The sequence below is a fragment of the Streptomyces flavofungini genome (genome assembly GCF_041028215.1).
In the GTDB taxonomy this organism is placed as follows: Bacteria; Actinomycetota; Actinomycetes; order Streptomycetales; family Streptomycetaceae; genus Streptomyces; species Streptomyces flavofungini_B.
The window spans coordinates 1-11,130 of record NZ_JASKYR010000239.1; the positions used below are offsets into that span (position 1 = coordinate 1).

General features: G+C 72.5%; 7 protein-coding genes. 6 read left to right on the forward strand and 1 reads right to left on the reverse strand.

What is annotated here, in order from left to right; translation table 11 throughout:
• The first annotated feature begins 41 nt into the window (after positions 1-41).
• The 4 genes from AB8Z36_RS18055 to AB8Z36_RS18070 all read left to right on the forward strand — a co-directional run bounded on the left by AB8Z36_RS18055 (position 42) and on the right by AB8Z36_RS18070 (position 5,551).
• Positions 42-839: an SDR family NAD(P)-dependent oxidoreductase gene (locus AB8Z36_RS18055; protein WP_369214351.1), complete on the forward strand. Its 798-nt coding sequence runs from the start codon at positions 42-44 to the stop codon at positions 837-839.
• Between the two features lie 160 nt (positions 840-999).
• Positions 1,000-2,127: an LLM class flavin-dependent oxidoreductase gene (locus AB8Z36_RS18060; RefSeq protein ID WP_369214352.1), complete on the forward strand. Its 1,128-nt coding sequence runs from the start codon at positions 1,000-1,002 to the stop codon at positions 2,125-2,127.
• Between the two features lie 182 nt (positions 2,128-2,309).
• Positions 2,310-4,049, forward strand: a complete 1,740-nt coding sequence (locus tag AB8Z36_RS18065) for an N-acyl-D-amino-acid deacylase family protein (RefSeq protein ID WP_369214353.1) — start codon at positions 2,310-2,312, stop codon at positions 4,047-4,049.
• Positions 4,046-5,551 carry an aldehyde dehydrogenase family protein gene (locus AB8Z36_RS18070; RefSeq protein ID WP_369214354.1) on the forward strand — a complete coding sequence of 502 codons (1,506 nt, stop codon included), beginning with the start codon at positions 4,046-4,048 and terminating at the stop codon, positions 5,549-5,551. The genes AB8Z36_RS18065 and AB8Z36_RS18070 overlap by 4 nt, the downstream gene beginning before the upstream one ends.
• A gap of 39 nt (positions 5,552-5,590) precedes the next feature.
• On the opposite strand, the gene AB8Z36_RS18075 is transcribed toward AB8Z36_RS18070, so the two are convergent.
• Entirely contained in the window at positions 5,591-7,126 is a 1,536-nt protein-coding gene (locus tag AB8Z36_RS18075; protein WP_369214355.1) for a CehA/McbA family metallohydrolase, read from the reverse strand.
• A 284-nt stretch (positions 7,127-7,410) separates the two neighbouring features.
• On the opposite strand from AB8Z36_RS18075, the gene AB8Z36_RS18080 reads away from it, so the two are divergent.
• Entirely contained in the window at positions 7,411-8,280 is an 870-nt protein-coding gene (locus tag AB8Z36_RS18080; RefSeq protein WP_369214356.1) for an LLM class F420-dependent oxidoreductase, read from the forward strand.
• Between the two features lie 24 nt (positions 8,281-8,304).
• On the forward strand, positions 8,305-10,914 hold the full coding sequence (locus AB8Z36_RS18085) for a bifunctional FO biosynthesis protein CofGH (RefSeq protein ID WP_440581942.1): 2,610 nt from the start codon (positions 8,305-8,307) through the stop codon (positions 10,912-10,914).
• Positions 10,915-11,130: the final 216 nt, after the last annotated feature.

Here is an 11,130-nt window from a genome sequence, read left to right on the forward strand (position 1 = left end):
CCCCCGGACCCCCCCGAACACCACCAAGCAGGGAGTACCCCATGGGCAAGCTGGACGACCGCGTGGTCATCGTCACCGGCGGCGCACGCGGCCAGGGCGAGCAGGAGGCGCACCTCTTCGCCGCCGAGGGGGCCCGGGTGGTCGTCGCCGACGTACTGGACGACCTGGGCGAGGCCGTGAGCAGGCGGATCGAGGAGGAACGGGGGGAGGGCGCCGCCAGGTACGTCCACCTGGACGTCGGGCGGGAGGCCGACTGGCAGGCGGCGGTCGCCACCGCCAAGGAGGCCTACGGAAAGGTGGACGGCCTCGTCAACAACGCGGGCATCCTCCGCTTCAACGACCTGCTCAGCACCCCCCTCGCCGAGTTCGAGGAGATCATCCGCGTCAACCAGATCGGCTGCTTCCTGGGCATCCGCACCGTCGCCCCGGAGATCGCCGCGGCAGGCGGCGGCACGATCGTGAACACCGCTTCCTACACGGCCCTGACGGGCATGGCGTACGTGGGCGCGTACGCCGCGACCAAGCACGCCATCCTCGGCCTGACGCGGGTCGCCGCGCTCGAACTCGCCGGACGGAACATCCGCGTCAACGCCATGTGCCCCGGCGCGGTCGACACCCCCATGACCAACCCGGCGCGGCTCGACCCCACCGCCGACCCGGAGGAGGCGCGGGGGGCGGTCGCGGAGCTGTACAAGAAGCTGGTGCCGCTCGGCCGGGTCGGCGCGCCGGAGGAGGTGGCGGCGCTCGCACTGTTCCTGACCGGCGAGGACTCCGCGTACATCACGGGCCAGCCCTTCGTCATCGACGGCGGCTGGCTGGCGGGCGTCAGCGTCATCTGACCCCCGCCCGTCCGCAGCCCCGACGCGCGGACCCCACAGCTGACCACCTGACCACCCATCAGCTATTGACGGTCCACGCCCCCGGTGGAACAGTCGACCGCAACGCAATCTGACGGGCCGTCAGAAACCTGTCAGGACCTCTTGAGGACGGTGAACCTCCTTGGAATTCGGTCTCTTTGTACAGGGATACGTGCCCGCCGAGCGGGCCCAGGTCGACCCCGAAGCGGAGCACAAGGCGCTGATCGAGGAGACCGAGTACGTCATCGAGGCGGACAGGTCCGGCTTCAAGTACGCCTGGGCCTCCGAGCACCACTTCCTGGAGGAGTACTCCCACCTCTCCGCCAACGACGTCTTCCTCGGATACCTCGCCCACGCCACCGACCGCATCCACCTCGGGTCCGGCATCTTCAACCCGCTGGCGCCCGTGAACCACCCGGTCAAGGTGGCGGAGAAGGTCGCGATGCTGGACCACCTCTCCGGGGGACGGTTCGAGTTCGGCTCGGGGCGCGGCGCCGGTTCACACGAGATCCTCGGCTTCATGCCGGGCATCACCGACATGAACCACACCAAGGAACTCTGGGAGGAGACGATCGCGGAGTTCCCCAAGATGTGGCTCCAGGACGAGTACGCGGGCTTCCAGGGCAAGCACTGGTCCCTGCCGCCGCGCAAGGTCCTGCCCAAGCCGTACGGGAAGGCCCACCCGGCGATGTGGTACGCCGCCGGGTCCCCCTCCTCGTACGCGATGGCGGCGAAGAAGGGCCTCGGTGTCCTCGGGTTCAGCGTGCAGAAGGTCGCCGACATGGAGTGGGTCGTCGAGTCGTACAAGACGGCCGTGAAGGAGGCCGAGGCGATCGGCGCCTTCGTCAACGACAACGTCATGGTGACGTCCACGGCCATCTGCGCGGAGACGCACGCCAAGGCCGTGGAGATCGCGGTCGGCGGCGGGCTCAACTACTTGCAGTCGCTGCTGTTCCGCTACCACGACACCTTCCCGCGCCCCGAGGGCATTCCCGAGTGGCCCGAGCTGCTGCCCGCGTACAGCGAGGAGATCATCGAGCTGCTGATCGCCGAGGAGCTGATGATCTGCGGGGATCCGGACGAGGTGCTGACGCAGTGCAAGCGCTGGGAGCAGGCCGGGGCGGACCAGCTCAGCTTCGGTCTGCCGATCGGCATCTCGCCGGAGGACACGAAGAACACGATCCGGCTGATCGGTGAGCACGTCATCCCGAAGATCGATACCGATCCCGTGCACCGGACGACGCGGTTCCGTCAGGCCGCCGAGGCCTGAGGCACCTGTGAGCTGCCCCGGCCTCCCCTCCCGGACGGAGGCCGGGGTTCTGCCCCATTGCCCCGGGCCGGGTGGCCGGATGTCGCCCTGCGGGCTCGTCCTCAATCGCCGGACGGGCTCAATCCTCGCCCTCGATCGATGGACGGGCGGCACCGATCTGATCGTTCTCCGGAAGGGACGTCATGCTCGATCACCTCATCAAGGGCGCGACCGTCGTCGACGGGACCGGCGCCCCCGCCCACGCCGCCGATGTGGGGCTGCGGGACGGGCGGATCGCGGTCATCGCCGAGCCGGGCGCCGTCGCCGAGGAGGCGCGGTCCGTGGAGGACGCCCGGGGGCTCGTGCTCGCGCCCGGGTTCGTCGATCCGCACACGCACTACGACGCCCAGCTCTTCTGGGACCCCTACGCCACGCCGTCGCTGAACCACGGCGTGACGACCGTCGCGGGCGGCAACTGCGGGTTCACCCTGGCGCCGCTGCACCCGGGGCGGCCCGAGGACGCCGACTACACGCGGCGGATGATGTCCAAGGTCGAGGGGATGTCCCTGGTCGCACTTGAGGAAGGCGCGCCCTGGACGTGGCACTCGTTCGGGGAGTACCTCGACGCCCTGGAGGGGCGCGTCGCGGTCAACGCCGGGTTCATGGTCGGGCACTGCGCCCTGCGGCGGTACGTGATGGGCCCGGACGCGGTCGGCGGGCAGCCGAGCCCCGCCCAGCTCGACGCCATGGTGCGGCTCCTCCACGAGGCGATGGACGCGGGCGCGTGGGGGCTCTCCACCACGCAGTCCGCCACCCACTCCGACGGCGACGGACAGCCGGTGGCGTCCCGGCACGCCAGGGCCGGGGAGCTGCTCGCGCTCTCGCGTGCCGTCGCCGAGCACGAGGGCACGCAGATCGAGGCGATCGTCGCCGGATGCCTCGACCAGTTCAGCGACGAGGAGATCGAGCTGCTCGTCGGGATGAGCGTGGCCGCCGGGCGGCCCCTGAACTGGAACGTCCTCACCATCGACGCCGCCGTCCCCGAGCGCGTGCCGCGCCAGCTCGCGGCCAGTGCGCGGGCCCGCGACGCCGGGGGCCGCATCGTCGCCCTCACCATGCCGATCCTCACGCCCATGAACATGTCGCTCGGCACGTTCTGCGCCCTGAACCTCATCCCCGGCTGGGGCGACGTCCTCGGGCTGCCCGTGCCCGAGCGGATCGCCCGGCTGCGTGACCCCGCCGTCCGCGCCGAGATGCTGCGGCGCGCGGACAGTAAGGAGGCGGGCGTCTTCCGGCGGCTCACCCGCTTCGACCGGTATGTCATCGGGGACACCTACAGCGAGCGGAACGAGGGCCTCACCGGGCGCGTCGTGGGCGACATCGCGGCCGAGCGCGGGCAGGAGCCCTTCGAGTGCCTCGTCGGGATCTGCGCCGCCGACGAACTGCGTACGGTGCTCTGGCCGATGCCCACCGACAACGACCCGGACTCCTGGGCGCTGCGCGCCGAGACCTGGCGGCACGAGGACGTCATGCTGGGCGGCTCGGACGCCGGCGCGCATCTGGACCGCATGTGCGGGGCCCCGTACACCACGCGGTTCATCGGGGACTGTCTGCGCGGCCGGAAGCTGGTCGGTCTCGAACAGGCGGTGAAGATGCTCACCGACGATCCGGCCCGGCTCTTCGGACTGCGCGAGCGCGGGCGGATCGTCGAGGGCTTCCACGCCGATCTGGTCCTCTTCGACCCGGAGCGGATCGACGCGGGCAAGGCCACGCTCGTCCACGACCTGCCCGGCGAGAGCCCCCGCCTTGACTCCAGGGCCATCGGCGTCAACGCGGTCTGGGTCAACGGGGTCGAGACGATCCGCGACGACGTCGTCACCGGAGCCGTGCCCGGCAGAATCCTGCGCTCCGGCCGGGACACCAGGACGGTGAGCACCAAGTGAGCCCCCACCGGAGCAGTGGGACGGGCCCGCAGCCGTTGTTCATCGGCGGGGCGTGGGTGGAGCCCGATCTCGGGCACCACGAGGTCGTCGACCCCGCGAGCGAGGAGGTCGTCGGGCTCGGCCCCGAGGCGAGCCGCGAGCAGGTGTACGCGGCGGCCGCCGCCGCCCGCGAGGCCTTCGCGGGCTGGTCCCGCACACGGCCCGACGAGCGAGCGGCGATCCTTTCCCGCGCGGCCTCCGTCCTGCGCAGGGACGGCGCGGCGAACGCGCGGCTCGCCCAGGCGGAGACCGGCGCCACGGCCGCGACCGCGCGCGGCATGCAGGTCGCGGTGGCCGTCGCCCGCTTCGAGCGGTACGCGAGAGGCGCGCTCGAACCGGTGGAGACCGCGCTGCCCCCGCAGATCAACGAGGSCGGGCCGATGGGGAGGGCGGGCGTCATGGGCGCGCTCGCCGTGCGGCAGCCCGTCGGCGTCGTCACCTGCATCACCTCGTACAACAACCCGTGGGCCAATCCGGCGGGCAAGGTCGCGCCCGCGCTCGCCATGGGCAACACGGTCGTGGTCAAGCCCGCGCCCCAGGACCCGCTCTCCGTCTACCGGATGGCGGCGGCCCTTGAGGAGGCGGGCGTCCCGCCGGGCGTGGTCAACGTGGTCTCCGGCACGGACACCGCCGTCGGCGAGGCGGCCGTCGGCTCCCCGGACGTCGACATGGTGAGCTTCACCGGGTCGACCGCCGTCGGGCAGCGCATCGGCGAGGTCTGCGGCCGTGCGATGAAACGCCAGCTCATGGAGTTGGGCGGCAAGGGCGCGGCGATCGTCTTCGACGACGCGGACCTGGACACGGCGGTGGCCGGGATCGGCACCGCCTTCTCCTTCTACAGCGGCCAGATCTGCACCGCCCCGACCCGCGTCCTCGTGCACCGGGCCGTCCACGACCGGCTCCTCGAAAAGCTGCGCGGCTACCTCGGGTACCTCAGGGTCGGCGACCCCCGGGAGCCCGGCACCGTCGTCGGGCCCGTCATCTCGGCGGCGCACCGCGACCGGATCGAGTCGTACGTGGAGCTGGGCAGGAAGGAGGGCGCGCGCGTGGTCGCGGGCGGCGAGCGGCCCGCCGGGCCCGGCTTCGAGAAGGGCTTCTACGTCGCCCCGACGCTGCTCGCGGACTGCACCAGCGACATGCGGGTGGTCCGCGAGGAGATCTTCGGCCCCGTGGTCGCGGTCGTCCCCTTCGACGGGGAGGGACCCGAGGCGGCCGAGGAGGCGGCGATCGCCCTCGCGGCCGACACCGACTACGGCCTCATCGACTACGTCTTCTCCGGTGACGTGGCCCGCGCCTTCCGCGTCGCCCGCCGCCTCAGGGCGGGCGGCGTCGGCGTGAACACGGTCGGCCGGAACATGGAGGCACCGTTCGGCGGCTTCAAGAAGAGCGGCGTAGGCCGGGACGTCGGCTCGTACGCGCTGCACGCGTACAGCGAGACCCAGGCGATCGTCTGGCCGGGGTGAGGCCGCTCCCGCACCCGTGCCGACCGCCCGGGTCCGCGCTCAGTCGCGGCCGAGGAAGACCGGGTTCGTGAACGCCGCAAGCGCCCCCGGCAGGCCCGGGACCGTCGGGGCGTGGCGGACCTCGGCCCGGACGTAGGCCGCGTACGACGCGGTGGTGCGCCACTCCAGCGTGCCCGAGCCGTCGGCGGGCAGGGCGGGGCCGGTGCGCAGGACGCCCTGGTCGGTGACGAAACGGGCGGTGCAGCCCGGGGCGCCGCGCACGTCGAGGCGGACGGTGACCGGGTCGTCGCGGTCGACACGGAGGCGCTCGCCGATGCCCGCGTGCCCGCCCTTGCCGCCCGCCGCCGCGAAGGTGAGCTCCACGGCCCTGGACTCGGCGATGTAGGAGCGGCCCTGGCGCAGGCCGTCGAGGATCGCCTCGCGGGTCAGGTCGTCGGCGAGGACGACGGTCTGCGGGCTGCCCACCGGGTCGGGGTCGCGGTGGGCGTCGCTGTTGCCCATCGCCGGAATCCAGGGCTTCCCGCCGCGTACGGAGGCGACGAGCGAACTGTCCCAGTCGGCGAGGGCGATCTCGTCGTCCGGGGTGTAGGGGCCGTTCCAGGCCTCGATCACGTCCGCCTCGCCGAAGCCGAACTTCCAGTTGCAGCCGATGCAGGTGGCGTGCGGGTGGGCGGGGACGACGAGGCCGCCCGCGTCCCGGATCTTCCGCGCGTACTTCCCGAAGCGGTTGTCCCGGGCGCGGTAGCGCCAGTCCACGAACGTGCCGGGGTCGGTGCCGAGGGCGACCACGTGGCCGTTGCGGGTGGTGACCTCCTCGCCCAGCATGATCAGCAGGTCGTCGCCCGCGTGCGCGGCCCAGTGGGCGTGCGCGGAGTGGGTGTTGTGCTCGGAGCTGTTGATGAAGTCGAGCCCGGCGGCGCGTGCGGCGGCGGCGACCTCGGCGAGGGTGCGTCTGCCGTCGGAGTACACGGAGTGCAGGTGGCAGTCGCCGCGGTACCAGGCGCGGCCCCTGCCCTTCGCCCGCTCCGGCGGGTACACCGGTCGCGGGGTCGTGCCGGGCGCCCCGTAGGTGAGGGTGATGGTCACCTCGTAGGGGAGGCCGCCGGGGGCGACCGAGTACGGGCCGAGCGCGATGTGCCAGGTGCCCGCGCGGACCCGGCCCGGGAGGTAGCCGGGGGTGGCGTCGTCGGCGCGGATGAAGAACTCCGTGCGGGCGCCGCCCGACCAGCCGCGGAAGCCGCGCCCGCCGAGGTCCGTGCCGCGCTCGTCGAAGACGCCGATGTCCAGGGCGTTGCCCTGGGTGCCCGCGGGGACGGCCGGTTTCTCGTACGTGTAGGCGACGTGGAGTTCGCTGACGCCGTGCGGGATCTCGACGGGCAGGTAGACGAAGTCGGGGGCGCCGGGCGGCAGCGTCCCGCGGACGGTCTTCGTCCGCTTGCCGTCGGCCGGTGCGCGTCGCTCGGCGCCGCTCGCGAAACTCACGCTGCCCAACGTAAGCGCGGCGGCGGCTCCCGTCACGAACAGAGCGCGCCTGTTCAGTCCGTCGTCTACGGCGTGTACGGCGTCCTCACACATGCTGCGGCTCCCCGGGGTGTCGGTGGTGACGTGGGTGGTGCGTGCAACCCTGGTATTGAGCCGTGAACTGTGCGGCAAGGGAAGGTGATTGACGGACTTGCACGTCGTGTCGGGAAGTTTTCCGGGCTGATGGCTCACTGCTCATGGCTGATCGCCGATGGCTTCTTCCGGCCCCGCCGGTCCACCGGCGGCGGGCCAATCGGGGCATGGCCATGGACCAACCGGCTCTCCGGGGATAGGAAGTGCCGAGGAAGTGCCCCACCCCTACGCTCCCGGAGGCACCCGTGCGGATCTCGGCGACGCTGTACCTGACGGACGGCACGATCGGCCCGGCCCGTCTCGGCCGCGAGCTGGAGGGGCGCGGCTTCGACGGCCTCTACGTGCCCGAGCACACCCATATCCCCGTACCCCGCGAGACCGTCTACCCGGGCGGTGACCTGCCGCCGGAGTGCGCCCGCATGCTCAGCCCCTTCGTCGCGCTCGCGCAGACCGCCGCCGTCACGGAGCGGATCACGCTCGGCACCAACATCGCCCTCGTCGCGCAGCACGACCCGATCGACCTGGCCAAGCAGATAGCGACCCTGGACCACCTCTCCGGAGGCCGCGTCACCTTCGGCGTCGGCTACGGCTGGAACCGTGAGGAGGCCGAGGACCACGGCGTGCCGTGGCCGAGGCGCCGGGCCGTGGTGCGGGACCGGCTCGCGCTGATGCGGGCGCTCTGGTCCGACCGGCCCACGGAGTACGAGGGGGAGTTCTGCTCGGTGCGCTCCAGCGAGGTCCATCCCAAGCCGTCCCTGCCGCCCCGCAAACGGCTCGGCAAGGCCCCGCTGTACGGGCCGCGCACCCTGATCGGCGGCGCCGCGGGCCCCGGGCTCTTCACGCACATCGCGGAGTACGCGGACGGCTGGATGCCGATCGGCGGCAGCGGTCTCCGCGAGGCGCTGCCGGTGCTGCGCGCCACCTGGGCGGAGGCGGGCCGCGAGGCGGACGACCTGTATGTGGCGCTGACCGGCGTGGCACCCGAGCCCGGCAAACTGGCGCACTACGCCGAGCTCGGCGTCGACGAGGTGATCGTGCAGCTCCCCGCGGCCGGGGAGGCGGAGGTCTGCCGGGCACTGGACGGGATGCGGCGGTATGTGAGCCCCAGGGGCTGACGGCGCGCTCGTATGCTCGGGGACATGACCAACAGCGCGCAGCCACCAGAGGCCGGACGACCCACCGCGAACGCCATGCGCCGCGCGCTCAGGCGGGCCAGGGACGGGGTGGCCCTCGACGTCACCGAGGCCGCCGTGCTGCTCCAGGCGCGCGGCGAGGACCTGGCCGATCTGACGGCGTCCGCGGCGCGGGTGCGGGACGCGGGCCTGGCGGCGGCCGGGCGGCCCGGCGTCATCACGTACTCCAAGAGCGTGTTCATCCCGCTCACCCGCCTGTGCCGCGACAAGTGCCACTACTGCACCTTCGCCACCGTGCCCGGCAAGCTGCGCCGGGACGGGCACGGCATGTTCATGTCCCCGGACGAGGTGCTCGCCATCGCGCGGCAGGGTGCGGCACTGGGCTGCAAGGAAGCCCTGATCACCCTCGGCGACAAGCCGGAGGACCGCTGGCCCGAGGCGCGCGAGTGGCTGGAGGCGGAGGGCTACGACGACACCATCGCCTACGTCCGTGCCATCTCCATCCGCATCCTGGAGGAGACGGGTCTGCTGCCGCACCTCAACCCCGGCGTCCTGACCTGGACCGACTTCCAGCGACTCAAGCCCGTCGCGCCCAGCATGGGGATGATGCTGGAGACGACGTCGGAGCGGCTGTGGAGCGAGCCGGGACAGCCGCACCACGGCTCGCCCGACAAGGAGCCCGCGGTCCGGCTGCGGGTCCTTGAGGACGCGGGGCGCTCGTCGGTGCCGTTCACCAGCGGGCTGCTGATCGGGATCGGTGAGACGTACGAGGAGCGGGCCGACTCGCTGTTCGCGCTGCGCCGCGTGGCGCGGGCGTACCACGGCGTCCAGGAGCTGATCATCCAGAACTTCCGCGCCAAGCCGGACACGGCGATGCGCGGCATGCCGGACGCGGAGATCGACGACCTGGTCGCCACCATCGCGGTCGCCCGGCACATCATGGGCCCCTCGGGGAACATCCAGGCGCCGCCGAACCTGATCGCGGGCGAGTACGAGCGGCTCATCGGGGCGGGCATCGACGACTGGGGCGGGGTCTCGCCGGTCACGATCGACCACGTGAACCCCGAGAAGCCGTGGCCGCAGGTCGAGGAGCTGGCCGAGCGGTCGGCCGGGGCGGGCTTCCGGCTCGCCGAACGCCTCTGCGTCTACCCGGAGTTCGTCCAGCGCGGCGAGCCCTGGCTCGACCCGCGGCTCCTGCCGCACCTGCGCGCCCTCGCCGACCCCGAGACGGGCCTCGCACGGCCCGACGCGGTGGTCGAGGGCCACCCCTGGCAGGAGCCCGACGAGGGGTACGTGGCGGCGTCGGGCCGCACCGACCTGCACCGCACCATCGACACCACCGGCCGCACCGCCGACCGGCGCGACGACTTCGACGAGGTGTACGGCGACTGGGAGGCGCTGCGCGAGCGCGCGGCGCCCGGCATGGTGCCCTCCCGCATCGACGGCGACGTCCGCGCGGCCCTGAAGCAGGCGGCCGACGACCCGACGAAGCTCACCGACGAGGAGGCGCTGGCGCTGCTGCACGCGGACGGGCCCGCGCTCGACGCGCTCTGCTCCGTCGCGGACGACATCCGCAGGTCGGTCAACGGCGACGACGTCACGTACATCGTCACCCGGAACATCAACTTCACCAACGTCTGCTACACCGGCTGCCGCTTCTGCGCCTTCGCCCAGCGCAGGACCGACGCCGACGCCTACACCCTCTCCCTCGACCAGGTCGCCGACCGTGCCGAGCAGGCGTGGGGCGTGGGGGCCGTCGAGGTGTGCATGCAGGGCGGCATCCACCCCGACCTGCCGGGCACCGCCTACTTCGACATCGCGCGGGCGGTGAAGGAGCGCGTGCCGGGCATGCATGTGCACGCCTTCTCGCCGATGGAGGTCGTCAACGGCGCGACCAGGACGGGCCTTTCGATACGGGAGTGGCTCACCGCGGCCAAGGAGGCGGGGCTCGACTCCATTCCGGGGACGGCCGCCGAGATCCTCGACGACGAGGTGCGCTGGGTGCTCACCAAGGGCAAGCTGCCGACGGCCACCTGGACCGAGGTCATCGAGACCGCGCACGAGCTGGGCATCAGGTCGAGCTCGACGATGATGTACGGCCATGTGGACCAGCCGCGGCACTGGCTCGGCCACTTCCGCACGCTGGCGGGCATCCAGCGGACCGCGCTGGCCAAGGGCGTCGGCGGCTTCACGGAGTTCGTGACGCTGCCCTTCATCCACACCAACGCGCCCGTCTATCTCGCGGGCATCGCGCGGCCGGGCCCGACGACCCGCGACAACCGGGCGGTGACGGCCATGGCGCGGGTGCTGCTCCACCCGTACATCCCGAACATCCAGACGAGCTGGGTGAAGCTGGGGCAGGAGGGCGCCGCCGAGATGCTCAGGTCCGGCGCCAACGACCTCGGCGGCACGCTGATGGAGGAGACCATCTCCCGGATGGCGGGGTCGAGTTACGGCTCCTACCGGTCCATCGAGGACCTCGTCGCCATCGCGGAGGCGGCGGGCCGTCCCGCGAAGCCGCGCACGACGCTGTACGGAGAGGTGCCCGAGGAGCGGCGGCGGGCCGCGGCGGCCTCGGACGGGCATCTGCCCGAGCTGCTGCCGCTGGTGGACTGAGCGGCTCCCCGCACAGGACGGCGGCCGGGGGCGACCGGTGAGGTCGCCCCCGGCCGCCGCCGGGTGGCGCCGTTCACGTCGCCCGCGCTGATGGCGGAGCCGAACTCGTCGCCCTCCTCACCGACGCCGGGCACGCCCGCGGACACCGCGCCGCCGAGGGAGGGCGCGAGCTTCTGCGAGGTGGTGGCCACCCCGTTCTTGCCGCCCTTCCAGAGC

Bases quoted from the DNA above. Each gene is read 5' to 3' on its own strand.
- AB8Z36_RS18055 (WP_369214351.1), top strand. From the start codon at position 42: ATGGGCAAGCTGGACGACCGCGTGGTCATCGTCACCGGCGGCGCACGC.
- AB8Z36_RS18065 (WP_369214353.1), top strand. From the start codon at position 2,310: ATGCTCGATCACCTCATCAAGGGCGCGACCGTCGTCGACGGGACCGGC.
- AB8Z36_RS18075 (WP_369214355.1), bottom strand. From the start codon at position 7,126: ATGTGTGAGGACGCCGTACACGCCGTAGACGACGGACTGAACAGGCGC.
- AB8Z36_RS18085 (WP_440581942.1), top strand. From the start codon at position 8,305: ATGACCAACAGCGCGCAGCCACCAGAGGCCGGACGACCCACCGCGAAC.